This is a genomic window from Salmonella sp. WC3 (assembly GCF_042932255.1).
GTDB classification, from domain to species: Bacteria; Pseudomonadota; Gammaproteobacteria; order Enterobacterales; family Enterobacteriaceae; genus Salmonella; species Salmonella enterica.
Map to the genome: position 1 here is coordinate 921,728 of NZ_CP170629.1, position 24,530 is coordinate 946,257.

Consider the following 24,530-nt stretch of genomic DNA (forward strand, 5'->3'; position numbering starts at 1 on the left):
GGTGAAATAGAAAGATGTTATTGCCATGCGATAGTGATCGTCACAACGGACGTGAAATCCCCTGCCGTGACTTTTCCATACGGGGTATACATCCTTGCGGCGACAGGCAAATTGGCTTCATGGGTATTACTGTTGATATCCACCGTGTAAGTGACGTTGTTGGCCAGATTGACCAGACTTTTACCGTCCAGGTTAAAAAGCTGTAATCCTAAATCCTGCGCCGGATTGGCCGCGCTGTTTGCATAAATCGCAGAAGCATAATTTGGATCGGGATAAGGTACGCCGTTAAATGAAATCGCGGCTTTTGTGGTCGTTGCCGGGCAATTCGTCATTTTTATGGTGAAAGGAATGGTGGCGGTATTGCCGCCGGCCACGGCGATATCCGCCCGGGCATATTGTCCAAGAGAGAGCGTGTCGGGGACCGTCACGGTACACGGATCGGCATAAATTAATCCCGTAACGTTAATGTCTACGGCATCTGCGGTATTGTATGCCGCGCTGATCGATGGCGACCATAATGCCAGACCCGTGAACGTTAACAGGGCGGCTAATGCAGCAAATCTGTTCATATTCATCTTTTATCCCACCAGAATCACTGGCATTGCTCGTGTAAGATTTCTACGCCAGAAGCGGAGGGGGAGCTCGGTATACGATAAGAGACCTGACACCGGTCTGCTGCTGTTGGCCCCCACTTCACTAATAACCGCCCTTGTTTTTCCAGTCCGGTTAACCAGGCTTGCCCCGCATCACCAACAAAACTGCTGTGATTGTCTGGTTTTGTTAAAGACGAGACGGTCGCGCCAAAAGGAACAGGCAGATTGTTTATGCGGGTTAATACCATCAATGCCTTGTAACCAATACTGGTTTTATATTCAGCCCTGACCACCGCGCCACGGGTAGGCACCAGCGTTTTACTGGTATCAATGAGTTCAATATTTTTTCTAATGCCCGTCGTATCTAAAGACACTTCATTACGATGGTAAGGCGAAGCATAAGGTACGACGGCATAACCCCGAAAATCGGTGTCCACGCCCGTTTCGTTATTCACGGGGACACCCGCTGCGCCAGGGGCTTTAACCAATATGATGGTGTCGTCCATTGGCTGGGATAGTGTCAGGCCATTTCGATGTAACAGTACGCCGCCCTGAACGCCATAATTCAGGCGACGCATATGATTATCGTAGCTATACCCGCCGTTAATATCCGCATACGTCCCGTTATAGGTTGCGCTCACATTACCGCTGGTGGCTTTCTCTTGAGAGGAATAACCTTCCTGAACGCTCCATGAGAGATTTTTCTGTGCCAGCGCTGTTCCGTTTAAACCGACAGTATGCGTGGTATCGCCGTCTTTCGCGGAATTCATATTGTAGGTGGCATACGTTGACGGCATAAAGGCATCTAACGGAATACTAATATTGATTGAAATTTGCTGGTCATTACTGTCTTCCGTATCGTCGTCTTCATCCTGAGAATTATCGGCGTTCAGCGTATAAGAATAGTTAATGCCATAGCTTACGTTATGCCATGTGTTGTTATAGCCAATACTTAATGATGTGGTATGAGTGTCATTCCAGTAATCTTCATTATATAAAGTGAGTGAAATGGAACCGTAGATAATGTCTTGCGACAACGACAGGTCGGTGCGATTACGAACATGATCATAGTGACTATTATCGCTATAGGTATCCAGCACATCCTCAAGAGCGTAGTAATCTTTGGTCGAATAACGGTAACCGGCGACAGTGAAATTGGTGCCTGTTGACTGAATATCTTTGCTGTAACGAATACGCCAGGATTGTCCGGTAAGCGTATCGCTAACCACATCGCCTGCTTTAATTTTTGACCATGAGTTGGTGACGTCTAAAGACAATGCGCCCAGATCGCCAAGGTTTAAGCCTGTCCCGATGAGCGCCGCATGATAAACATCATTGCTCAGCGTACTCTCTATTCCGCCATAGGCGGTTATGCCGCCTGCTAATCCGTATAAGGCCGTCAGTTCAGCGAAGTTCTGTTGCGCGGAATGCGTATCTGATGAACGCGTGCGGCCTACCGTCAGGTCGTATTTCAGGTGGCCTTCACGCTGTAATACCGGAACGCTGGCGTAGGGCACAATGAAATGCTGTTCAGAACCATCGGATTCTTTGATGGTGACGTACAGGTCGCCCGAACCGCCGGTTGGATAAAGATCGTTGATGGCGAATGGACCCGCCGGAACGTTAGTTTTGTAGATGGTATAACCGTTTTGTTCAACGGTTACCTGCGCGCTGCTTTTGGCCACCCCGCGAATGACCGGGGCGAACCCTTTCATACTGTCCGGCAACATATCGTCATCAGAAGAGATCTGTACGCCCTTAAATGAAATACTGTCAAAGACGTCCGCGGGCGTGTTATTTTCCCCGGCGATCAGCTGTCCTTTTAAAAATTCGATATCGCGAGAAACATAGGTGTAGGCAGAATCCCAGCTATTTTGCCCATCGCTATCATGATTCCAGGTTGAGTAGTTACGAAAACGCCATGCGCCAATGTTAATACCAGGGCGCAGGTTAGCGTATTCGCTATTTTCCGTCCGGTTTTCATCAATATCGTGATCCTGCGATCCGGTAAAACTGTAGTTCAGCAAAAAAGCATTAATGCCTTCATCCCATTCGCTGGTAGGGACGAATTCTCGCGGGTCGGCGATCAACGCGATTTGAGGGATCGCTAAATCCAGCCGGTTACCGATGACATTAAACTTTGCTACAGCGCCAGCCAGCAGACTAAGATCGGTACACCCGTTTGGGTCATTTTTAAGCTCGGGGAAGTTTTCTGTTTTTACGCCCCACTGCTTGAGTTGTTCAACGCTAAGACACGGCTGTAGGGAGAGCTTATTATCTGCTGATTTTTTATTTTTAAAGGCAATGTTTTTTGTTTCAACACTGGTGTTATTAATATAAATATCAACATTATAGGTGCCTTCTGCCTGCCCCCCCTTTTCGAAAACCGATAGATCGACATTCTCCACGCCCGGTTCATCATTTTCCAACGATAATGGATTAAAATGATCATGCGCTAACGCTGGTTTTATGGAACAGCATATAAAGAGAAACGATAACGCTAATTGAGAACGGGGCTCTACTCTGGAGAATTGCACAGTAAAAGTCCTGAAAGGGTAAAAGTAAAATGAAGTCGTTAATGGCTAGAATGAACCGGAATGCGGCTCTAAACTCATCCCATAATCGCTGATTAATCGCCACGTTACCGTGCCATGAGGGGCGGCAGTAGAACCCAATTTAAATGACGCTGATGATTTTGGCGGAACGAAAGTCGCTGATTTCACTTCATGGCTGTTAAGCGTCACACTGGCAAAGTTCATATAATAGGGAGTGGGGTTATTTACGGTAATAACATCACCTGCCGTCTGCCATTTTAATTGTTGGCTCTGGCTATCAGGCGTTGATTTTGTTAATGCTGGCGGTCGATATATAAGCTTTATTTGGGTATTAATGGAGATTTCCACGCGGTTCGCGGAGGCATTATCATCAATAGAAGGAATACCCTTAATATTGAGCCAGTACATAGACTCCCGATCTGCAGGTAGGGGGGCGCCAGAGCGAATAACCCGAATACTGTTCTTTTGCCCGGCATCAAGGCGAAAAAGAGGCGGGGTGATAATAAACGCCTGCTTATTTGTGACCTGGGGATCGGCAACCGATAACCATGACTGAACAAGATTCGCTTTGCTGTCTTTATTCTCTACATTGATTGACGACTCATCATTATTGCCGTCGAAAACCAGTCGGGTTCCGCCAACAACAATGCTGGCATAGGCAACATGGCTTGTCAGTAATACGACCAACACGGATTTCTTTATGTGTTTCATTTTTTACTCTGTAAAGATGTTTTACGCTATGGACTGGCATCCTGCCTGTCCACATCAGGATGAGAATGCCTTACTGATACGAAACGGTATACGTAACCTGAGTGCTAACATCTCCACCGGTTACGGTTGCGGAACCATCGTTTGCCATGGCGGCGTAATAGGTAAAGTCTGCTGTCGAGCCGTCGGTTGGCAGGTTTACTGCGGCATCATCCGTGTTATCTGTCACATCGCTATGTGAAGCGTTCTGAATAGAAATACCGACACCCGCGGCGCCCGTTTCCGATCCTTCGTCCGCGTTTTTGAAGTACGTTGGGTTGGAATCATCTGTTGCGCCGTGGAAGCGGAACATGGCCTGGGTTGGTACGCCAGTCCCTGCTTCCGGGCAGCTAACCAGGCTTACGGTAAACGGCACGTAATCGGTTGTGGCGCCTTTTTCCGCGATGCGTTCTTTGCTGTAATTGCCTAAATCAATGGTGGTATCCGTGGAGCCATTAACCTGAACCGTACACGCCTGATCGTAAATTTTGCCATTGAACGTAATCGTGTTCTGGGCAAATACCGGTGTGGATGCTACGGCAGTTAACATTGCCAGGATGATAATTTTCTTATTAAACATATTAATTGTTGCCTGATTCTATTCGCTGAAAAATAAAGATAGCTATATAAAATAAAATATTATATTTTACTCTGTATGCGCTTCTTTCTGTTCTGTAGATAAGCAGGCGGCTATTCTACGTATATCAACTATGAACTCAATAAAAATTCTGATGCAATATTGAACGGCAGTCCAGTTTCGGACCCGGTAACAAAGTTTAATAAAATACCACTAAAGAAGTATGGTTGATGACTAGATTTATAGAGCAAGATCTCTTTTTTGATAATAGTTATTATTTCCTGGAGGATTTATTTAACTCTATATTGCTTTATTTTTAAGAATATACGACGCTTGTCCGTTTAAAATGAAACCGGCAGGTTTCGAAGTTCTAACAGTCTTCCATGCAGTATTTTTATATAGTCTCCCGCTTTTAGTTCTGAAAGTACCTGCATGATACGGCTGCGTGAAAGCCCGGTTCTCTGTTGTATGAAGTTCTGTGCGTTGATCTCAAATCGTGAGCTTTCAGGATACGACCACAGTTCAAGTAACAGCGCTTTTATCTGGCTATAGGCGTCCTGCCCGATAAGGTTTCTGTCACGGTTAGTCATGAAAGCAATGCGGTACATCAGGATGTTCGAAATGTCACGCCAGAGATGCTTTTCATCGGCTATTTCCACAAAATCTTTTACTGGGACAGGATAATATTCACAGGTGGTTTCGGCGATAAAAAAGACGTCTGAATTCTCTTCTGACTGGTATAAGTCAGCATAGGCATCTACAAGGCCTAAAATCATTGGTGAGACACCGCAGCCCATTACAATGCTGTCGATACGCCGACATACTTTAATAGCGCCTTTAGTGATTAACAGGATGTGGGATTGATTATCAATCTTGATATCCAGTGTTTTACCGGCCGTAATAGTGACAGGGGAGATGTTTTGAATAACGTGCCGATGAATATTTAAAATGGCTTGCAGGTTTTTTTCTTTCCCTGTGGGACGATACACACTCCCGCCGTTTAACTGCTTCATATCTTCCCCATTATTATGGCTGATAAAGTGGTTGACTATTAAAAGGTAAACATAAATTTAATATTCACTTAAAATTATAATTAAGTAAATTAAAATAGCCAACAAGAATATTTAAGTCAATGTATTCACCTTATCAATGCATGAGCGACAACGCTGTTTGTAAGGTTAACCATAGTAAATGTGATGATTTTATTTGCAATCATTTTATGACAGCTATCATAGGTACCGTGCTTAACGAGCGCGTAGAGCGTACAGGATAGCGAAGCGATGAACATCGCTGTTGGAGGATACGAATGAGAGAAAAGTACAAAATGCAGGCGGGCGGCGTTTTACTGAGCGAAATCGCCGCCTGCCGGAACTCCTCCCGGCGGGAGCCATAAGCGGTTAGCGGTACTGGACGATCAAACTTTGAATCTCCGGATGATCTTTTAACGACACGTGCCGTACCGTGGCGATTCCATTCATCAACGAAATAGCGTTTCCAGACGGTGTGGCGACTGTCTGTAAATGGGGGATATTATTCCGCAAACATGATACCTCGATATTGCGATCGTGAGGCGCAAGATTACAACCATATTCGACAATCTGGCCTTTGAAATGAATAACGCCTGCGGAGACCTGCGCGGTAGCAGCCAGCGCGGCTGATGAAGCTGACATCGCTGCACAAAACAGGTAGCAGCATAATGGTGATTTTTTCATCCTTTGAAACCTCACGTCCTGTGAGCATCCCCTTATTTTTTGGGGACTAACAAATCCCGTGTATTACTCTTTAATGTGAATACACAAACTACCTTAACTTTCGCAAGCTGAGATAAACAGCGCTATACGACAATTTTTATGTAAAAGAGTACGTCATAACGGCAGGTCAGGAGGGAAAGCGAGGCCGCTTAGCGGAAGGGGGACATAAGAAACAGCCAGTAAGAATAACTTACCGGCTGTTTTTACGGTTTGGCGCCTGGGCCGAATTAATCCTGCAGGTCGCCGCAGAAGCGATAACCTTCGCCGTGAATGGTGGCGATGATTTCCGGCGTATCCGGCGTGGATTCGAAATGCTTACGAATACGACGAATGGTAACGTCAACAGTACGGTCATGCGGCTTCAGCTCGCGCCCGGTCATTTTCTTCAACAGCTCTGCACGTGACTGAATTTTGCCAGGGTTTTCGCAGAAGTGAAGCATCGCGCGGAACTCGCTGCGCGGTAGTTTATACTGCTCGCCGTCCGGGCCGATCAGTGAACGACTGTTGATATCCAGTTCCCAACCGTTGAACCTGTAGCTTTCAACGCTACGACGCTCTTCGCTGACGGTACCCAGGTTCATGGTACGGGACAGCAGGTTGCGGGCACGGATGGTCAATTCGCGTGGGTTAAACGGTTTGGTGATGTAATCATCCGCGCCGATTTCGAGGCCGAGAATTTTGTCGACTTCGTTATCGCGGCCCGTCAGGAACATCAGCGCAACGTTAGCCTGTTCACGCAGTTCACGCGCTAACAGGAGACCGTTTTTCCCTGGCAGATTGATATCCATGATCACCAGGTTGATGTCATATTCAGAGAGGATCTGATGCATTTCCGCGCCATCTGTCGCTTCGAATACATCATAGCCTTCCGCTTCGAAAATACTTTTCAACGTGTTGCGTGTTACCAACTCGTCTTCAACGATAAGAATGTGCGGGGTCTGCATGTTTGCTACCTAAATTGCCAACTAAATCGAAACAGGAAGTACAAAAGTCCCTGACCTGCCTGATGCATGTCGCAAATTAACATGATCGGCGTAACATGACTAAAGTACGTAATTGCGTTCTTGATGCACTTTCCATCAACGTCAACAACATCATTAGCTTGGTCGTGGGTACTTTCCCTCTGGACCCGACAGTGTCAAAAACGGCTGTCATCCTAACCATTTTAACAGCAACATAACAGGCTAAGACGTACCGGACACCTAATAAAACTACGCTTCGTTGACATATATCAAGTTCAATTGTAGCACGTTAACAGTTTGATGAAATCATCGTAGCTAAATGCTAGCTTTCATCACAAATTTGCAATATTCCAACTAGTTACGTAAGCCAACTAATAAATGTGATGAATCCAAAGAACAGGATCTATTTTAAATTAAATTATCCTAAATAAACAGCAGGATAACGATGTTCTGTTAACATAAACAGCAATAGTACAGATACGCAATAGTGTAGCGTCTTTTACGAAATCAAAAATGCTTTTTCAGTGATATCCGTTAAAATTTTGTAAATTTGCGAAGCGTAATATGCTTACAAACGCCAGCTAATTTCCTGTAAATTAGTCAAAAAGAGTAATGAAATGCGTGTAACAATCGTTCTTGTCGCTCCCGCCAGAGCGGAAAATATCGGCGCAGCCGCCCGGGCTATGAAGACCATGGGATTTACTGACCTGCGTATTGTCGACAGCCAGGCGCACCTGGAGCCCGCCACCCGTTGGGTCGCACATGGATCTGGAGATGTTATTGATAATATTGAGGTTTTTCGCACCCTTGCCGACGCGCTCCACGATGTGGATTTTACCGTCGCGACGACAGCCCGCAGCCGGGCAAAATTTCATTACTACGCTTCGCCCGCTGAACTGGTTCCCTTATTACAGGAAAAATCACGCTGGATGCGTCATGCCGCGCTGGTTTTTGGCCGTGAGGATTCCGGTTTGACCAATGACGAGCTGGCGCTGGCGGATGTATTGACCGGCGTGCCGATGGCGGCGGATTACCCTTCGCTCAATCTGGGTCAGGCGGTCATGGTGTATTGCTATCAATTAGCAGGTTTAATGCAACAGACCACAGAATCCGTTGATATTGCTGATGAATCGCAGTTACAGGCGTTACGCGCGCGCCTTTTACGCCTGCTAACGACTCTGGAGGCGGCCGATGACCACAAATTAACCGACTGGCTACAACAGCGAATCGGCCTGCTGGGACAGCGAGATACGGTAATGTTGCACCGTTTGGTCCATGATATTGAAAAAAAACTAACAAAATAACGTGCTGTAATTTTTAAAATAATAAGAGATTACGTCTGGTTGCAAGAGATCATAACAGGGGGAATTGGTTGAAAATAAATATATCGCCAGCAGCACATGAACAAGTTTCGGAATGTGATCAATTTAAAAATTTATTGACTTAGGCGGTCAGATACTTTAACCAATATAGGAATACAAGACAGACAAATAAAAATGACAGAGTACACAACATCCATGAACCGCATCAGCACCACCACCATTACCACCATCACCATTACCACAGGTAACGGTGCGGGCTGACGCGTACAGGAAACACAGAAAAAAGCCCGCACCTGAACAGTGCGGGCTTTTTTTTCGACCAGAGATCACGAGGTAACAACCATGCGAGTGTTGAAGTTCGGCGGTACATCAGTGGCAAATGCAGAACGTTTTCTGCGTGTTGCCGATATTCTGGAAAGCAATGCCAGGCAAGGGCAGGTAGCGACTGTACTTTCCGCCCCCGCGAAAATTACCAACCATCTGGTGGCGATGATTGAAAAAACTATCGGCGGCCAGGATGCTTTGCCGAATATCAGCGATGCCGAACGTATTTTTTCTGACCTGCTCGCAGGACTTGCCAGCGCGCAGCCGGGATTCCCGCTTGCACGGTTGAAAATGGTTGTCGAACAAGAATTCGCTCAGATCAAACATGTTCTGCATGGTATCAGCCTGCTGGGTCAGTGCCCGGATAGCATCAACGCCGCGCTGATTTGCCGTGGCGAAAAAATGTCGATCGCGATTATGGCGGGACTCCTGGAGGCGCGTGGACATCGCGTCACGGTGATCGATCCGGTAGAAAAACTGCTGGCGGTGGGCCATTACCTTGAATCTACCGTCGATATCGCGGAATCGACTCGCCGTATCGCCGCCAGCCAGATCCCGGCCGATCACATGATCCTGATGGCGGGCTTTACTGCCGGTAATGAAAAGAGTGAACTGGTGGTGCTGGGGCGTAATGGCTCTGACTACTCTGCCGCCGTGCTGGCCGCCTGTTTACGCGCTGACTGCTGTGAAATCTGGACTGACGTCGATGGTGTGTATACCTGTGACCCGCGCCAGGTGCCGGACGCCAGGCTGCTGAAATCGATGTCCTACCAGGAAGCGATGGAACTCTCTTACTTCGGCGCCAAAGTCCTTCACCCTCGCACCATTACGCCCATCGCCCAGTTCCAGATCCCCTGTCTGATTAAAAATACCGGTAATCCGCAGGCGCCAGGAACGCTGATCGGCGCGTCCAGCGACGATGATAATCTGCCGGTTAAAGGGATCTCTAACCTTAACAACATGGCGATGTTTAGCGTCTCCGGCCCGGGAATGAAAGGGATGATTGGGATGGCGGCGCGTGTTTTCGCCGCCATGTCTCGCGCCGGGATCTCGGTGGTGCTCATTACCCAGTCCTCCTCTGAGTACAGCATCAGCTTCTGTGTGCCGCAGAGTGACTGCGCGCGTGCCCGCCGTGCGATGCAGGATGAGTTCTATCTGGAGCTGGAAGAGGGGCTGCTGGAGCCGCTGGCGGTTACGGAGCGGTTGGCGATTATCTCTGTTGTCGGCGACGGTATGCGCACGCTACGCGGCATTTCAGCGAAATTCTTCGCCGCGCTGGCGCGGGCCAATATCAATATCGTGGCGATCGCTCAGGGATCTTCTGAGCGTTCCATTTCTGTGGTGGTGAATAACGACGATGCCACCACCGGCGTGCGGGTAACGCACCAGATGCTGTTCAATACCGATCAGGTGATTGAAGTGTTTGTCATTGGCGTCGGCGGCGTCGGCGGCGCGCTACTGGAACAGCTTAAACGTCAGCAAACCTGGTTGAAGAACAAGCACATCGATCTACGCGTGTGCGGCGTGGCGAACTCAAAGGCGTTGCTAACCAATGTGCATGGCCTGAATCTGGACAACTGGCAGGCGGAACTGGCGCAAGCGAACGCGCCGTTCAATCTGGGACGCTTAATTCGCCTGGTGAAAGAATATCATCTACTCAATCCGGTGATTGTTGATTGCACCTCCAGTCAGGCGGTGGCCGACCAGTATGCTGACTTCCTGCGTGAAGGATTCCATGTGGTGACGCCAAACAAGAAAGCGAACACCTCGTCGATGGACTACTACCATCAGCTACGTTTCGCCGCCGCGCAATCACGGCGCAAATTCTTGTATGACACCAACGTCGGCGCCGGTTTGCCGGTAATCGAAAACCTGCAAAACCTGCTGAATGCGGGTGATGAACTGCAAAAATTTTCCGGCATTCTTTCCGGGTCGCTCTCTTTTATTTTCGGTAAACTGGAAGAGGGGATGAGTCTCTCACAGGCGACCGCCCTGGCGCGCGAGATGGGCTATACCGAACCCGATCCGCGCGACGATCTTTCCGGTATGGATGTGGCGCGGAAACTGTTGATCCTCGCCCGCGAGACGGGCCGCGAGCTGGAGCTTTCCGATATTGTGATTGAACCGGTGTTGCCGGACGAGTTTGACGCCTCCGGCGATGTGACCACCTTTATGGCGCATCTGCCGCAGCTTGACGACGCGTTTGCCGCCCGTGTGGCGAAAGCTCGTGATGAAGGTAAGGTATTGCGCTATGTGGGCAATATCGAAGAGGATGGCGTGTGCCGCGTGAAGATTGCCGAAGTTGATGGTAACGATCCGCTCTTCAAAGTGAAAAACGGTGAAAACGCGCTGGCGTTCTACAGCCACTATTATCAGCCCTTGCCGTTGGTGCTGCGCGGCTACGGCGCAGGCAATGATGTGACGGCGGCGGGCGTGTTTGCCGATCTGTTACGGACCCTCTCATGGAAGTTAGGAGTTTAACATGGTGAAAGTGTATGCCCCGGCTTCCAGCGCGAACATGAGCGTCGGTTTCGACGTGTTGGGCGCGGCCGTCACACCCGTTGACGGCACGTTGCTGGGCGATGTGGTATCCGTTGAAGCAGCGGACCATTTCCGTCTGCATAACCTGGGGCGATTTGCCGATAAACTGCCGCCGGAGCCGCGTGAAAATATTGTTTATCAGTGCTGGGAACGTTTTTGCCAGGCATTGGGGAAAACCATCCCGGTGGCGATGACGCTGGAAAAAAATATGCCGATTGGTTCCGGGTTAGGGTCCAGCGCCTGTTCCGTCGTCGCCGCGCTGGTCGCGATGAATGAGCACTGCGGCAAACCGTTAAACGACACGCGTCTGTTGGCGCTGATGGGCGAGCTGGAAGGCCGTATCTCCGGCAGCATCCATTACGATAACGTCGCGCCGTGCTTTCTTGGCGGTATGCAGTTGATGATTGAAGAAAACGGCATTATTAGTCAGCAGGTGCCGGGCTTTGATGAGTGGCTATGGGTACTGGCTTATCCGGGCATTAAAGTTTCTACCGCAGAAGCACGGGCCATTTTGCCTGCGCAGTATCGCCGTCAGGATTGCATTGCGCATGGACGGCATCTGGCCGGTTTTATTCACGCCTGTTACTCGCGGCAGCCGCAGCTTGCCGCCGCGCTGATGAAAGATGTTATTGTCGAACCATACCGCGCGCGTTTACTGCCGGGCTTTAGCCAGGCGCGACAGGCGGTGTCGGAGATCGGCGCGCTGGCGAGCGGGATTTCCGGGTCGGGGCCGACGCTGTTTGCGCTATGCGATAAACCGGAGACGGCGCAGCGCGTCGCGGACTGGCTGAGCAAACATTATCTGCAAAATCAGGAAGGCTTCGTTCATATTTGCCGGCTGGATACGGCGGGCGCACGAGTAGTGGGATAATCAATGAAACTCTATAATCTGAAAGACCATAATGAGCAGGTCAGCTTTGCGCAGGCCGTCACGCAAGGACTGGGCAAACAGCAGGGACTTTTTTTTCCGCACGAACTGCCGGAGTTTAGCCTGACGGAAATTGATGAGATGCTCAACCAGGACTTTGTCAGCCGTAGCGCAAAGATTCTCTCGGCATTTATTGGCGATGAAATACCGCAGCAAATTCTGGAAGAGCGCGTCCGCGCGGCGTTTGCGTTCCCGGCGCCGGTAGCGCAGGTAGAAAGCGATGTCGGCTGCCTGGAGCTGTTCCATGGTCCGACGCTGGCCTTTAAAGACTTCGGCGGGCGTTTTATGGCGCAAATGCTGACGCATATCAGCGGCGACAAACCGGTGACGATTCTGACCGCAACGTCAGGCGATACCGGCGCGGCGGTGGCTCACGCGTTCTATGGCCTGGAAAATGTGCGGGTCGTCATTCTCTACCCGCGCGGTAAAATCAGTCCGTTGCAGGAAAAACTGTTCTGTACGCTGGGCGGCAACATTGAAACCGTGGCGATCGACGGCGATTTCGACGCTTGCCAGGCGCTGGTGAAACAGGCATTTGATGACGAAGAACTGAAAACGGCGCTGGGGCTGAATTCGGCTAATTCGATTAATATCAGCCGCCTGTTGGCGCAAATTTGCTACTACTTTGAAGCCGTGGCGCAACTGCCGCAGGGGGCGCGTAACCAACTGGTGATCTCCGTCCCCAGCGGCAACTTTGGCGATTTGACGGCAGGGCTGCTGGCGAAGTCGTTAGGCCTACCGGTGAAACGTTTTATCGCCGCCACCAACGTCAACGACACGGTGCCGCGTTTTCTGCATGACGGAAAGTGGGCGCCGAAAGCGACGCAGGCGACCCTGTCGAATGCGATGGATGTCAGCCAGCCGAATAACTGGCCGCGCGTGGAGGAGCTATTCCGCCGTAAAATCTGGCGTCTGACTGAGCTGGGCTATGCGGCGGTGGATGACACTACGACACAACAGACGATGCGCGAGCTGAAAGCGAAAGGTTATATCTCGGAACCTCATGCGGCGGTAGCGTATCGGGCATTACGCGACCAGTTAAACCCTGGCGAGTATGGCTTGTTTCTCGGAACGGCGCATCCGGCGAAGTTTAAAGAAAGCGTGGAGTCCATTCTGGGAGAAACGCTGGCCTTGCCTGAAGCGCTCGCCGAACGCGCCGATCTGCCGCTGCTTTCACATCATCTGCCTGCGGATTTTGCCGCCCTGCGTAAGCTGATGATGACCCGCCAGTAACCATTGCGCCCGGTGGCGCTGTCGCTTACCGGGCCTATGGGGTGGTGTCGATTTGTAGGCCGGATAAGGCGTAACCGCCATCCGGCGATGCCGTTACTGCTCGTAGCGTTTAAAGACCAGCTCGTCTTGTGTGGAGGTTTCTTCATCAAAGAAATACCCTTCACGGTCAAACGCGGTAAGCTGTTCCGGCTTCGTTAAGCGGTTTTCAATAATAAAACGGCTCATCAGTCCGCGCGCTTTTTTGGCGTAGAAGCTTACCACCTTAAACTTGCCGTTTTTCTCATCAAGGAACACGGGCTTAATCAGTTCGGCATTCAGTTTCTTCGGCTTCACCGATTTAAAATATTCCTCGGAGGCCAGATTCACTACCACCCGATCGCCCTGCGCCTCAAGCGCTTCGTTGAGCTTATCGGTAATGATATCGCCCCAGAATTGATAAAGATCTTTGCCGCGCGGATTCTCCAGGCGAATCCCCATCTCCAGACGATAAGGCTGCATTAAATCCAGCGGGCGCAATACGCCATACAAGCCAGAGAGCATACGCAGATGTTGTTGAGCAAAATCAAAATCCGCGTCGTTGAACGTTTCCGCCTGTAGGCCGGTATAAACATCGCCTTTGAACGCCAGAATCGCCTGGCGTGCATTATCCGGCGTAAAATGAGGCTGCCAGTCATGAAAACTCGTGGCGTTGAGATCCGCCAGTTTGTCGCTAATTCCCATCAGCCTGGAAATTTGCGGCGCCGAAAGCTGGCGGGCCTGTTGAATAAGCTGCTGGCTGTGATCCAACAGCTCCGGCTGGGTATAGCGGGTCGTGGCCAGCGGGCTTTGATAATCAAGCGTTTTTGCAGGTGAAATCAGAATCAGCATATTCAGTCCTTGCAGGGAATTTTCTGCGACTTTAGCAAAAAAACGCCGCAGAGTTGACCGATGGTTGCGATTGTCGGCTTAATCGCGCGATGCCGCCTCCCAGGTATCTGGCGCCAGTTGTGGTTCGATATCCGGGAAGCGCCGCGGATCAAACTGCGGTCTTACGCCCAGTTTCCGTTGTCGCAGATAATCGCCGGCGAGGGTATACACCACCGGTGAGAGCAACAAAATCGCCGTCAGATTGGTAATGGCCATACAGGCCATGATCATGTCAGCGAGCTGCCATATCAGCGGAAAACTGATAAGCGTACCGGCGATAACCATGCCAAGCGTCGCAAGGCGTAATAGCCAGATGGCCTTTGCGTTATGTAACCGCAGAAAAAACAGATTGTTCTCGGCGTAAATATAGTTGGCGACGATAGAACTGAACGCGAACAGAATGACGATAAGCGCGACAAAACTGGCGCCCCATTCACCGGTCAACGAAACCATTGCATGTTGGAGAAGCTGAATGCCTTCTGTTGACGAGTGGGACGCGTGATTCCCCGCCAGCAGGATAATCATCGCGCTGGCGGTACAGATGATAATGGTGTCGCTGAATACGCCAATCATTTGCACAATCCCCTGCGCGACAGGGTGAGGGGGATACGACGTTGCCGCTGCGGCCGCATTAGGCGTTGACCCCATTCCCGCTTCATTAGAGAACATCCCACGCTGAAAACCGCTGGTAATAGCCTGAGTGAGCGTATATCCGGCTGCGCCTGCCGCGGCTTCCTGCCAGCCAAATGCGCTTTTGACTATCGAGGCGATAACGCCAGGCATTTGCTCAATATGCCAGAGGCAAATGAACACTCTGCCGGCGACCCACAATAACGCGATGAGGGGAATCAGCCATTGCATCAGGCGGGCGACGCCTTTTATGCCGCGAATGATAATTAACAGGGCACAGAACGCCAGAGCAATGCCGGAGATAAGCGGCGGAATGTTGAAGGCGAAATGGAGCGCGCGTGAGACGGCATTCGCCTGCACGCTATTAAAAATCAACCCGTAGGCGACGAGCAGAAAGAGGGCGAAAACCACGCCCATCCAGCGCATTCCCAGCCCACGCGCCATATACCACGCCGGGCCGCCGCGGAACTGGCCTGTCGGGTCACGTTCTTTATAAAGCTGGGCAAGCGAACACTCGGCGAAGGAGGTCGCCATGCCAATGATGGCCGAGACCCACATCCAGAATACCGCGCCGGGACCGCCTGCGGCGATAGCCAGCGCCACGCCGGCCAGATTACCGCTGCCAATCCGCGCCGCGAGGCTGGTACACAGCGCCTGAAATGACGTCAGGCCGCCTGGCTGCGGGCTAAAGCTGCCTTTCAGACTGCGGCTAAATTGGCGAATATAACGAAATTGAATGAATCCGGTACGCCAGATAAATCAACATCCTGCGCCGAGCAGCAGGTAAATCATTACCGAGCCCCAGAGTATTTCGTTAATAAAACTGAAAAACTCAGGCATTAACGTCCCTCTTGTTGATGCCGTCACGCTTTGATGATCCTGTATAAGCGTGACCCATGATGTAGATGACCTTGTCAGACTAATATTAACGGCAGTTTACCATAAATACGGCGGTATCCTTTAATTGCGCATCAACCGTCGGCAGATACGCAAACAGTGCACAAGGGCAGCCAGGTGCATGTAGGCGGTTGCGCCGTGAGTGCGTCGTGTTATCATCAGGGTAGACCGGTTACATCCCCTAACAAGCTGTTTAAAGAGAAACTCTATCATGACGGACAAATTGACCTCCCTTCGTCAGTTCACCACCGTAGTGGCTGATACCGGAGATATCGCGGCAATGAAGCTGTACCAGCCGCAGGATGCTACAACTAACCCTTCTCTCATTCTTAACGCAGCGCAAATCCCGGAATATCGTAAGCTGATTGACGATGCTGTCGCCTGGGCGAAGCAGCAGAGCAGCGACCGCGCGCAGCAGGTTGTTGACGCGACCGATAAGCTGGCGGTGAATATTGGCCTGGAAATCCTGAAGCTGGTGCCGGGGCGTATTTCTACCGAAGTTGACGCGCGTCTGTCTTATGACACTGAAGCGTCTATCGCCAAAGCAAAACGTATCATTAAACTCTACAATGATGCGGGTATCAGCAACGATCGTATTCTGATCAAGCTGGCGTCCACCTGGCAGGGCATTCGTGCAGCCGAACAGCTGGAAAAAGAAGGCATCAACTGTAACCTGACGCTGCTGTTCTCCTTCGCGCAGGCGCGTGCGTGCGCCGAAGCGGGCGTCTACCTGATCTCGCCGTTCGTAGGTCGTATTCTTGACTGGTATAAAGCCAATACCGACAAGAAAGACTATGCGCCAGCTGAAGATCCGGGCGTGGTTTCCGTAACGGAAATCTACGAGTACTACAAACAGCATGGTTACGAAACCGTCGTTATGGGCGCAAGCTTCCGTAACGTAGGCGAAATTCTGGAGCTGGCGGGCTGCGACCGTCTGACTATCGCGCCGGCATTGCTGAAAGAACTGGCGGAAAGCGAAGGGGCGATTGAGCGTAAGCTCTCTTTCTCCGGCGAAGTCAAAGCGCGTCCGGAACGCATTACCGAAGCCGAGTTCCTGTGGCAGCATCACCAGGACCCTATGGCGGTTGACAAACTGGCGGATGGTATCCGTAAGTTTGCGGTAGACCAGGAAAAACTGGAAAAAATGATCGGCGATCTGCTGTAATCATTAACGCGTGGCCCTGATATGGGTCACGCTACCTCTTCTGAAACCTGTCTGTCCTTCCTTTCGCAGTGTATCATTCTGTTTAACGAGACTGTTTAAACGGAATAATTATGGATACCTTACGTATTGGCTTAGTTTCTATCTCCGACCGCGCTTCCAGCGGCGTTTACCAGGATAAAGGCATTCCTGCGCTTGAGGAGTGGCTCGCTTCTGCGCTGACCACGCCTTTCGAGGTCCAACGGCGCTTAATTCCTGATGAACAGGAAATTATCGAGCAAACGTTGTGTGAACTGGTCGATGAGATGAGCTGTCATCTGGTGCTGACCACTGGCGGTACCGGTCCGGCGCGTCGCGACGTCACGCCGGACGCGACCCTTGCCATCGCCGACCGTGAAATGCCAGGTTTTGGCGAGCAGATGCGCCAGATCAGCCTGCGCTTTGTGCCGACCGCCATTCTTTCCCGCCAGGTGGGCGTTATCCGTAAACAGGCGTTAATTCTTAATCTGCCTGGACAGCCAAAATCGATCAAAGAAACGCTGGAAGGCGTAAAAGCGGACGATGGCAGCGTTAGCGTGCCGGGCATTTTTGCGAGCGTGCCGTATTGCATACAGCTGCTTGACGGGCCGTATGTCGAAACCGCGCCGGAAGTGGTTGCCGCTTTCCGTCCAAAGAGCGCCAGACGTGAGAATATGTCGTCCTGACCGGAAAATACTGATAGTAGGGTTATTCCTCCCGGTGCGGGAGGAATAAAAGAGATTTAGTGCGCCTCGCCGATTGGCAGAATAGTGCGGCCAAATTGCTCGTTTAGCACTTCACCCATCGCCAGATAAATAGCGCTGGCGCCGCAAACCAGACCAACCCAGCCTGCGATATGGATAATGGCTTCGTTACCGGTGATATTGCCGACCGCCAGCAGAGCGAACAGTACGGTCAGGCTCAGGAAAACAAATTGCAGCGCGCGGGCGGCTTTCAGCGTACCGAAGAACATAAACAGCGTGAACACGCCCCACAGACCTAAATAAGCGCCGAGTAGCTGAGCGTCAGGCGCATCCGTCAGGCCCATTTTCGGCATCAGCAGGATAGCGACCAGCGTCAGCCAGAACGAACCGTAAGAGGTAAAGGCCGTTAAACCAAAGGTATTGCCTTTTTTATACTCCAGCAGACCGGCAAAAATTTGCGCGATACCGCCGTAGAAAATCCCCATCGCCAGAATAATACCGTCCAGGGCGAAAAAACCGGCATTGTGCAGGTTAAGCAGAATGGTGGTCATGCCGAAGCCCATCAGGCCCAGCGGTGCCGGATTAGCCAACTTAGTGTTGCCCATAATTCCTCAAAATCATCATAATTGAATGGTGAAATAGTTTCCCAGAATAACGAGTTCCGTATTCGGGGCGCGGCATAATAATCAGGGGGAAGAGGACTGTCTATGATCTAATAAGGGGGAAAAGAAAATATTTCCCCCAGTGAGGGCATTCACGCCTGAACGGCTGCCATCATTCGTCGCAGGCAGGCTATTTGCAACACTGCCGGAATAGTCACGCGATACGCGCTGCCGCTCATCGCTTTGACGCCGTTTAACGCCGCGCCGACCGGGCCGCCAAGACCTGCGCCGCGCAGCAATCCGTGGCCCAGGATGCTCATTGCGGCATGGGTACGCAAAATGCGGGTAAGCTGGGTGGAAAGCAGGTGGGAGACCCCTTTTGCCAGACTGCGATCTTTCATGAGCAGCGGCAGCAGTTCTTCCAGTTCAGAAACTTTGGCGTCTACGGCTTGCAGAAATTCCTGCTTATGCGCCGCGTCCATCTTCTGCCAGGTATGACGTAAAAAATGCTCCAGCAGTTGCTGTTCTATTTCAAACGTCGACATGCTTTTATCTGCTTTGAGTTTTAGCCGTTTTGCGACATCCAGCAGAATCGCGCGGTACTGTTTTCCGTGTCCGCGCAATTTGTTGGCGATACTGTCGCCGCCGTAATGCTGAAACTCGCCGGCAATGAGCTGCCAGTTACGGCGGTGTTGCTCCGGGTGACCTTCCATCGCTTTGAACAGTTCGTTATGACTAAGGACGCTCGACAAGCGAGCCTTGCCCTTTTCGTTATGCGTCAGCAAACGGGCGAAATCGGCGAGTTGTTCTTCGCTACAATGCTGAAGAAAGTCTAAATCCTCGTCGTGTAAATAGGTGACGTTCATTTTCAGTCTGGCTTTTGGAATAGAAATAACAGCGATTAATCGTCGCCAATGACTTTAAGTCTCGCCATATCGGAAGAATTTACCGTATGGCCTGAGAAGGTAATCTTTGATACGCAGCGTTTGTTGTCGTTATCGCTATTAATATTGATCCAGCCTGTTGTCTGGCCCTCTTTGATTGAGGAAGGGACGTTCAGGCTTTGGCTGGCGCTACGCGCAGTTTTAAAATAGACGGATGCGCCGCTAAGTTCGATGTCGCCGTGATCCGCCGTGAGTTGAATGCGCTTCACGATGCGGCAGACGGGAATTTTCAGCGTGAGATCGTTCGTTTCATTTCTGGGCATGGCAATAACACCCAGTATTTTATGGTCGTTCGCGTGCGCGACGCTACTTAACGCCAGGCCGAAAAGCAGGCTGGCGGAAATCGTTAACACAGATCGCATGAAATTTCTCTTTGACGGGTTCAATAAGCAATTACCGTCTATCATACTCTGCTCATGGCAACGATTCAGTTTTGTAATCTTTTCTTTTTATTACAATTTTTCTGTGAATGGTATTCGTTTTTTAATTTATTTCATGAATATTTATCTGTCTGGTTTTCCATCGCGCCCTCTCGTCACTAAAAAATTTTTTCATCTCCCCCTTGATGACGTGGGTTACGACCCCATCTTGTAGTCAACCGCAGTGGTGAGTCTGAAAAAAAACGATTCAGGGTAGTTGAAACCGCACGTTTCGCCCTTATTACAGATTCACAACCACATGATGACCGAATTTTTAGTGGAGACGTTTAGATGGGTAAAATTATTGGTATCGACCTGGGTACTACCAACTCTTGTGTAGCGATTATGGATGGAACGCAGGCACGCGTGCTGGAGAACGCCGAGGGCGATCGCACTACGCCTTCTATCATTGCTTATACCCAAGATGGTGAAACTCTGGTTGGTCAGCCGGCTAAACGTCAGGCAGTGACAAACCCGCAAAACACCCTGTTTGCGATTAAACGCCTGATTGGCCGCCGCTTCCAGGACGAAGAAGTTCAACGTGACGTTTCTATCATGCCGTACAAAATCATCGGCGCCGACAACGGCGACGCATGGCTTGATGTGAAAGGTCAGAAAATGGCGCCGCCGCAGATTTCTGCCGAAGTGCTGAAGAAAATGAAGAAAACGGCTGAAGATTATCTGGGCGAACCGGTAACTGAAGCGGTTATCACCGTACCGGCTTACTTTAACGATGCGCAGCGTCAGGCAACCAAAGATGCTGGTCGTATCGCGGGGCTGGAGGTTAAACGTATCATCAACGAACCGACTGCCGCAGCGCTGGCTTACGGTCTGGATAAAGAAGTCGGCAACCGTACTATCGCGGTTTACGACCTCGGTGGTGGTACTTTCGATATCTCTATTATCGAAATCGACGAAGTTGATGGCGAAAAAACCTTTGAAGTTCTGGCAACCAACGGTGATACCCACCTGGGTGGTGAAGACTTCGATACCCGCCTGATCAACTACCTCGTTGACGAGTTTAAGAAAGATCAGGGCATTGACCTGCGTAACGATCCGCTGGCCATGCAGCGCCTGAAAGAAGCCGCAGAAAAAGCCAAAATCGAGCTGTCTTCTGCGCAGCAGACCGACGTGAACCTGCCGTACATTACCGCAGATGCCACCGGTCCGAAACACATGAACATCAAAGTGACTCGTGCGAAACTGGAAAGCCTGGTTGAAGATCTGGTGAACCGTTCTATCGAGCCGCTGAAAGTCGCACTGCAGGACGCTGGCCTGTCCGTGTCTGATATCAACGACGTGATCCTCGTTGGCGGTCAGACCCGTATGCCAATGGTGCAGAAAAAAGTGGCTGAGTTCTTTGGTAAAGAGCCGCGTAAAGACGTTAACCCGGACGAAGCTGTGGCTATCGGCGCAGCGGTACAGGGCGGCGTGTTGACCGGTGATGTGAAAGACGTACTGCTGCTGGACGTTACCCCGCTGTCTCTGGGTATCGAAACGATGGGTGGCTTGATGACTCCGCTTATCACCAAAAACACCACCATCCCGACCAAGCACAGCCAGGTGTTCTCTACTGCGGAAGACAACCAGTCTGCGGTAACCATCCATGTGCTGCAGGGTGAGCGTAAGCGTGCGTCTGATAACAAATCTCTGGGTCAGTTCAACCTGGATGGCATCAACCCGGCGCCGCGCGGTATGCCGCAGATCGAAGTCACCTTCGATATCGATGCTGACGGTATCCTGCACGTCTCCGCGAAAGATAAAAATAGCGGTAAAGAGCAGAAGATCACTATCAAGGCGTCTTCTGGTCTGAACGAGGAAGAAATTCAGAAAATGGTTCGCGATGCAGAAGCGAACGCTGAATCCGACCGTAAGTTCGAAGAGCTGGTTCAGACCCGTAACCAGGGCGACCATCTGCTGCACAGCACCCGTAAGCAGGTTGAAGAAGCAGGCGATAAACTGCCGGCTGATGACAAAACCGCTATCGAGTCTGCCCTGAACGCGCTGGAAACTGCCCTGAAAGGCGAAGATAAAGCCGCTATCGAAGCGAAAATGCAGGAACTGGCGCAGGTTTCCCAGAAACTGATGGAAATCGCTCAGCAGCAACATGCGCAGCAGCAGGCTGGCTCCGCTGACGCTTCTGCAAACAACGCGAAAGATGACGACGTTGTCGACGCTGAGTTTGAAGAAGTAAAAGATAAAAAATAATCGCCCTTTGAACGGGTAATTACTGGCACGGGCGAAGAGGTTTCCTCTCCGCCCGTGTATGCATGTTAAGGGCAGATAAAAAGAGATGGCGAAAAGAGATTACTACGAGATTTTAGGCGTTTCCAAAACAGCGGAAGAGCGTGAAATCAAAAAGGCGTATAAGCGCCTGGCCATGAAATATCATCCGGACCGCAATCAGGGTGATAAAGAGGCCGAAGCTAAGTTTAAAGAGATTAAAGAAGCCTACGAAGTGCTGACCGATGCGCAAAAACGCGCAGCCTACGATCAGTATGGTCACGCCGCGTTTGAACAAGGCGGTATGGGCGGCGGATTTGGCGGCGGCTTTAATGGCGGCGCTGATTTCAGTGATATCTTTGGTGACGTTTTTGGCGATATCTTTGGCGGCGGGCGTGGTCGCCAACGTGCGGCGCGTGGGGCTGATTTGCGTTATAACATGGATCTCACCCTGGAAGAAGCGGTGCGTGGCGTGACCAAAGAGATCCGTATTCCGACGCTGGAGGAGTGCGACGTTTGCCACGGCAGCGGCGCGAAAGCTGGTACGCAACCGCAAACCTGTCCGACCTGTCATGGTTCTGGTCAGGTACAGATGCGCCAGGGATTCTTTGCTGTACAGCAGACCTGCCCACACTGTCAGGGCCGCGGTACGCTGATCAAAGATCCGTGCCATAAATGTCACGGTCATGGGCGTGTTGAAAAGAGTAAAACTCTGTCCGTTAAAATCCCGGCGGGCGTGGATACCGGCGATCGTATTCGTCTGGCAGGCGAGGGCGAAGCGGGCGAGCATGGCGCACCGGCAGGCGACTTGTACGTTCAGGTCCAGGTGAAACAACACCCTATTTTCGAGCGTGAAGGCAATAATCTTTATTGCGAAGTGCCGATCAACTTTGCGATGGCGGCGCTGGGCGGTGAAATTGAAGTGCCGACGTTAGATGGTCGTGTGATGCTGAAAGTACCGAGCGAAACACAAACGGGCAAGCTGTTCCGTATGCGCGGCAAAGGCGTGAAGTCCGTACGCGGTGGCGCGCAGGGCGATTTGCTGTGCCGTGTGGTGGTTGAAACGCCGGTCGGTCTGAGCGAAAAACAGAAGCAATTGCTAAAAGATCTTCAGGAAAGTTTTGGCGGCCCGACGGGAGAGAAAAACAGCCCGCGTTCAAAAAGCTTCTTTGACGGCGTGAAAAAATTCTTTGACGATTTGACTCGCTAATCTTTTTCCCGTTGTATTTTTCTTCAGCCCGGGTGTATATCCGGGCTTTTTTCTGCCTGTACGCGCCCAGGCTTCTGTTAAACGCATCGTATCCTCTCATTTGTTGATATTTTGTTTTTACTGATAAACAAATTGATGTTAATCAGCAGTTTTGTATACGCTTATTCTTTAAAAAAACGTGATGTGATGACATTAATGATTGCTTTTTTAGATGCTGTGAATTGATTTATCTTGAGTATTATCTATATTGCTTTTTTTAGTTTCCGGAGGCAGACAGCGAATGGGATCGAAAGGTGCCAACAAGAGCTTTGATTATAATTTAATCAAAATTCTTGACGCTGTTATTTTGTCAGGAAATGCGGCTATGGCGGCAAAAAAGTTAGGCATTACACCGGCTGCCGTTTCTCTGGCGTTAAAGCGCCTGCAGAGTTATTACCCGGAAGAACTGTTTAGCAGAGGGAAAGGCGGGCTCATCCCCACAGCTAAGGCTGTCGACATTCACCAAAATTTCAGTCAGGTGATGAAACTGGTGGATGACACATTTCTCTGTAATAGCAAAAAAGATGAAGCGTTCCAGATAACGTTATTAGGCAGTGATATTGTTGAAAGCTATTATCTTTCTCAGCTCTATAACAGCGATATATTTGACCGTATTTTGATAAATCATTTCACTGTCAGAAATATGAGTCGGGAGCATATCAGCGAACTTCTGTTTACTGCGCAAGGCGATCTGTTGATTAGTGCCGAACCTTTGCTGGAGTCCGGCATAGAGAATCAAATTATTGATAGTTTTAAATCATTTGTTTGTATCTGTAGCAGTAAACACATGCTGAGTACCCTCTCACAACTGTCGCTACATCATTTTTATTCTTCGCGTCATGCGTTATATCAGCCGGGGATGGGGGCTTCAGTGATATATCATGATAGCGAATTATTTAAGGATGATCTTTACTATACTGGCAGGCGTATTGTCGGCTATCGCAGTGATTCGCTTAACGGTTTGATGAGCATGATCGAACGAACCTCATTGATTGCATTGATGCCTTTGAAATTAGCGCTTTTTTATAAAAATCATCGTAAATATGACATTAAATTTATTCAGCCTCCGCCCGAACTGGCTTTGAAGTCAGTTCAGGTCTATGCATCCTGGAATAAAAATAGTAGAAATATATCGACGATTAATGAGATGGTAAGTATGTTACAAACACTTTCCTCCTTCCGTCGCTAATACACCTCATTTTTACGCTTTGATTTAATATGGTTTTAAATGATGTGCTTTGAT

General features: G+C 50.2%; 22 protein-coding genes, 1 pseudogene and 1 other annotated feature. Of the genes and pseudogenes, 11 read left to right on the top strand and 12 right to left on the bottom strand.

Features of this window, described 5'->3' with window-relative positions; genetic code table 11:
• Positions 1-17: 17 nt before the first annotated feature.
• The 7 genes from ACFK9X_RS04375 to arcA form a co-directional block, all read right to left on the bottom strand.
• A complete protein-coding gene (locus ACFK9X_RS04375; RefSeq protein ID WP_001056984.1) occupies positions 18-575 on the bottom strand; it encodes a fimbrial protein in 558 nt (185 codons plus the stop codon).
• A 17-nt stretch (positions 576-592) separates the two neighbouring features.
• Entirely contained in the window at positions 593-3,130 is a 2,538-nt protein-coding gene (locus ACFK9X_RS04380) for a fimbrial outer membrane usher protein (protein ID WP_151115669.1), read from the bottom strand.
• Positions 3,131-3,175: 45 nt separating this feature from the next.
• A complete protein-coding gene (gene sthA, locus ACFK9X_RS04385; protein ID WP_000680530.1) occupies positions 3,176-3,859 on the bottom strand; it encodes a fimbrial biogenesis chaperone SthA in 684 nt (227 codons plus the stop codon).
• A gap of 70 nt (positions 3,860-3,929) precedes the next feature.
• The gene (locus ACFK9X_RS04390) at positions 3,930-4,475 is read right to left on the bottom strand and encodes a fimbrial protein (RefSeq protein ID WP_000482239.1); all 546 of its coding nucleotides are present in this window, start codon (positions 4,473-4,475) and stop codon (positions 3,930-3,932) included.
• 338 nt (positions 4,476-4,813) lie between these two features.
• The gene (locus ACFK9X_RS04395; RefSeq protein ID WP_151115671.1) at positions 4,814-5,485 is read right to left on the bottom strand and encodes a winged helix-turn-helix transcriptional regulator; all 672 of its coding nucleotides are present in this window, start codon (positions 5,483-5,485) and stop codon (positions 4,814-4,816) included.
• Positions 5,486-5,869: 384 nt separating this feature from the next.
• The gene (locus ACFK9X_RS04400; protein ID WP_088365367.1) at positions 5,870-6,184 is read right to left on the bottom strand and encodes a hypothetical protein; all 315 of its coding nucleotides are present in this window, start codon (positions 6,182-6,184) and stop codon (positions 5,870-5,872) included.
• A gap of 266 nt (positions 6,185-6,450) precedes the next feature.
• The gene (arcA, locus tag ACFK9X_RS04405; protein WP_151115673.1) at positions 6,451-7,167 is read right to left on the bottom strand and encodes a two-component system response regulator ArcA; all 717 of its coding nucleotides are present in this window, start codon (positions 7,165-7,167) and stop codon (positions 6,451-6,453) included.
• A 95-nt stretch (positions 7,168-7,262) separates the two neighbouring features.
• On the opposite strand from arcA, the gene yjjY reads away from it, so the two are divergent.
• The 6 genes from yjjY to thrC all read left to right on the top strand — a co-directional run bounded on the left by yjjY (position 7,263) and on the right by thrC (position 13,533).
• Positions 7,263-7,403 (top strand): protein YjjY, encoded by a 141-nt coding sequence (gene yjjY / locus ACFK9X_RS04410; protein ID WP_001541509.1) that lies wholly within the window; start codon positions 7,263-7,265, stop codon positions 7,401-7,403.
• Between the two features lie 399 nt (positions 7,404-7,802).
• Positions 7,803-8,489 carry a tRNA/rRNA methyltransferase gene (locus tag ACFK9X_RS04415; RefSeq protein WP_151115675.1) on the top strand — a complete coding sequence of 229 codons (687 nt, stop codon included), beginning with the start codon at positions 7,803-7,805 and terminating at the stop codon, positions 8,487-8,489.
• Between the two features lie 213 nt (positions 8,490-8,702).
• The gene (gene thrL / locus ACFK9X_RS04420; protein WP_001575544.1) at positions 8,703-8,768 is read left to right on the top strand and encodes a thr operon leader peptide; all 66 of its coding nucleotides are present in this window, start codon (positions 8,703-8,705) and stop codon (positions 8,766-8,768) included.
• Positions 8,704-8,824: a sequence feature (Thr leader region), on the top strand. (Overlaps the previous gene by 65 nt.)
• Positions 8,825-8,849: 25 nt before the next feature.
• Positions 8,850-11,312, top strand: coding sequence for a bifunctional aspartate kinase/homoserine dehydrogenase I (thrA, locus tag ACFK9X_RS04425; protein WP_151115677.1), 2,463 nt, complete (start codon positions 8,850-8,852; stop codon positions 11,310-11,312).
• A gap of 1 nt (position 11,313) precedes the next feature.
• The gene (gene thrB / locus ACFK9X_RS04430; RefSeq protein ID WP_151115679.1) at positions 11,314-12,243 is read left to right on the top strand and encodes a homoserine kinase; all 930 of its coding nucleotides are present in this window, start codon (positions 11,314-11,316) and stop codon (positions 12,241-12,243) included.
• A 3-nt stretch (positions 12,244-12,246) separates the two neighbouring features.
• On the top strand, positions 12,247-13,533 hold the full coding sequence (gene thrC / locus ACFK9X_RS04435; protein ID WP_000781110.1) for a threonine synthase: 1,287 nt from the start codon (positions 12,247-12,249) through the stop codon (positions 13,531-13,533).
• Positions 13,534-13,626: 93 nt separating this feature from the next.
• Here thrC and yaaA read toward each other — a convergent pair whose 3' ends face one another.
• Both yaaA and ACFK9X_RS04445 read right to left on the bottom strand, forming a co-directional pair.
• Positions 13,627-14,400, bottom strand: coding sequence for a peroxide stress protein YaaA (yaaA, locus tag ACFK9X_RS04440; RefSeq protein WP_151115681.1), 774 nt, complete (start codon positions 14,398-14,400; stop codon positions 13,627-13,629).
• Positions 14,401-14,478: 78 nt separating this feature from the next.
• Positions 14,479-15,909: pseudogene (locus tag ACFK9X_RS04445) on the bottom strand (alanine/glycine:cation symporter family protein).
• 268 nt (positions 15,910-16,177) lie between these two features.
• Here ACFK9X_RS04445 and tal point away from each other — a divergent pair.
• On the top strand, positions 16,178-17,131 hold the full coding sequence (gene tal / locus ACFK9X_RS04450; protein ID WP_000130175.1) for a transaldolase: 954 nt from the start codon (positions 16,178-16,180) through the stop codon (positions 17,129-17,131).
• Between the two features lie 110 nt (positions 17,132-17,241).
• A complete protein-coding gene (gene mog / locus ACFK9X_RS04455; protein ID WP_000380373.1) occupies positions 17,242-17,832 on the top strand; it encodes a molybdopterin adenylyltransferase in 591 nt (196 codons plus the stop codon).
• A 56-nt stretch (positions 17,833-17,888) separates the two neighbouring features.
• Here mog and satP read toward each other — a convergent pair whose 3' ends face one another.
• The 3 genes from satP to ACFK9X_RS04470 form a co-directional block, all read right to left on the bottom strand.
• The gene (gene satP / locus ACFK9X_RS04460; RefSeq protein ID WP_000528525.1) at positions 17,889-18,455 is read right to left on the bottom strand and encodes an acetate uptake transporter; all 567 of its coding nucleotides are present in this window, start codon (positions 18,453-18,455) and stop codon (positions 17,889-17,891) included.
• A gap of 149 nt (positions 18,456-18,604) precedes the next feature.
• A complete protein-coding gene (gene msyB / locus ACFK9X_RS04465; RefSeq protein ID WP_001103477.1) occupies positions 18,605-19,318 on the bottom strand; it encodes an acidic protein MsyB in 714 nt (237 codons plus the stop codon).
• A 35-nt stretch (positions 19,319-19,353) separates the two neighbouring features.
• Entirely contained in the window at positions 19,354-19,758 is a 405-nt protein-coding gene (locus ACFK9X_RS04470; RefSeq protein WP_001258090.1) for a DUF2541 family protein, read from the bottom strand.
• A 348-nt stretch (positions 19,759-20,106) separates the two neighbouring features.
• Between ACFK9X_RS04470 and dnaK the strand changes: the two genes are divergently transcribed.
• From dnaK to ACFK9X_RS04485, 3 genes are all read left to right on the top strand, one after another.
• Positions 20,107-22,023 (top strand): molecular chaperone DnaK, encoded by a 1,917-nt coding sequence (gene dnaK / locus ACFK9X_RS04475; protein ID WP_151115683.1) that lies wholly within the window; start codon positions 20,107-20,109, stop codon positions 22,021-22,023.
• 85 nt (positions 22,024-22,108) lie between these two features.
• Complete coding sequence (dnaJ, locus tag ACFK9X_RS04480; protein ID WP_001119009.1) at positions 22,109-23,248, top strand: molecular chaperone DnaJ; 1,140 nt, start codon at positions 22,109-22,111, stop codon at positions 23,246-23,248.
• 280 nt (positions 23,249-23,528) lie between these two features.
• A complete protein-coding gene (locus tag ACFK9X_RS04485; protein WP_000534907.1) occupies positions 23,529-24,476 on the top strand; it encodes a LysR family transcriptional regulator in 948 nt (315 codons plus the stop codon).
• Positions 24,477-24,530 lie beyond the last annotated feature (54 nt).

What these genes read in the sequence shown, in the direction of transcription:
- ACFK9X_RS04375 (WP_001056984.1), bottom strand. Translation starts at nt 575, where the DNA reads ATGAATATGAACAGATTTGCTGCATTAGCCGCCCTGTTAACGTTCACG.
- sthA (WP_000680530.1), bottom strand. Translation starts at nt 3,859, where the DNA reads ATGAAACACATAAAGAAATCCGTGTTGGTCGTATTACTGACAAGCCAT.
- ACFK9X_RS04390 (WP_000482239.1), bottom strand. Translation starts at nt 4,475, where the DNA reads ATGTTTAATAAGAAAATTATCATCCTGGCAATGTTAACTGCCGTAGCA.
- ACFK9X_RS04395 (WP_151115671.1), bottom strand. Translation starts at nt 5,485, where the DNA reads ATGAAGCAGTTAAACGGCGGGAGTGTGTATCGTCCCACAGGGAAAGAA.
- ACFK9X_RS04400 (WP_088365367.1), bottom strand. Translation starts at nt 6,184, where the DNA reads ATGAAAAAATCACCATTATGCTGCTACCTGTTTTGTGCAGCGATGTCA.
- arcA (WP_151115673.1), bottom strand. Translation starts at nt 7,167, where the DNA reads ATGCAGACCCCGCACATTCTTATCGTTGAAGACGAGTTGGTAACACGC.
- yjjY (WP_001541509.1), top strand. Translation starts at nt 7,263, where the DNA reads ATGACTAAAGTACGTAATTGCGTTCTTGATGCACTTTCCATCAACGTC.
- ACFK9X_RS04415 (WP_151115675.1), top strand. Translation starts at nt 7,803, where the DNA reads ATGCGTGTAACAATCGTTCTTGTCGCTCCCGCCAGAGCGGAAAATATC.
- thrA (WP_151115677.1), top strand. Translation starts at nt 8,850, where the DNA reads ATGCGAGTGTTGAAGTTCGGCGGTACATCAGTGGCAAATGCAGAACGT.
- thrB (WP_151115679.1), top strand. Translation starts at nt 11,314, where the DNA reads ATGGTGAAAGTGTATGCCCCGGCTTCCAGCGCGAACATGAGCGTCGGT.
- thrC (WP_000781110.1), top strand. Translation starts at nt 12,247, where the DNA reads ATGAAACTCTATAATCTGAAAGACCATAATGAGCAGGTCAGCTTTGCG.
- yaaA (WP_151115681.1), bottom strand. Translation starts at nt 14,400, where the DNA reads ATGCTGATTCTGATTTCACCTGCAAAAACGCTTGATTATCAAAGCCCG.
- tal (WP_000130175.1), top strand. Translation starts at nt 16,178, where the DNA reads ATGACGGACAAATTGACCTCCCTTCGTCAGTTCACCACCGTAGTGGCT.
- mog (WP_000380373.1), top strand. Translation starts at nt 17,242, where the DNA reads ATGGATACCTTACGTATTGGCTTAGTTTCTATCTCCGACCGCGCTTCC.
- satP (WP_000528525.1), bottom strand. Translation starts at nt 18,455, where the DNA reads ATGGGCAACACTAAGTTGGCTAATCCGGCACCGCTGGGCCTGATGGGC.
- msyB (WP_001103477.1), bottom strand. Translation starts at nt 19,318, where the DNA reads ATGAACGTCACCTATTTACACGACGAGGATTTAGACTTTCTTCAGCAT.
- ACFK9X_RS04470 (WP_001258090.1), bottom strand. Translation starts at nt 19,758, where the DNA reads ATGCGATCTGTGTTAACGATTTCCGCCAGCCTGCTTTTCGGCCTGGCG.
- dnaK (WP_151115683.1), top strand. Translation starts at nt 20,107, where the DNA reads ATGGGTAAAATTATTGGTATCGACCTGGGTACTACCAACTCTTGTGTA.
- dnaJ (WP_001119009.1), top strand. Translation starts at nt 22,109, where the DNA reads ATGGCGAAAAGAGATTACTACGAGATTTTAGGCGTTTCCAAAACAGCG.
- ACFK9X_RS04485 (WP_000534907.1), top strand. Translation starts at nt 23,529, where the DNA reads ATGGGATCGAAAGGTGCCAACAAGAGCTTTGATTATAATTTAATCAAA.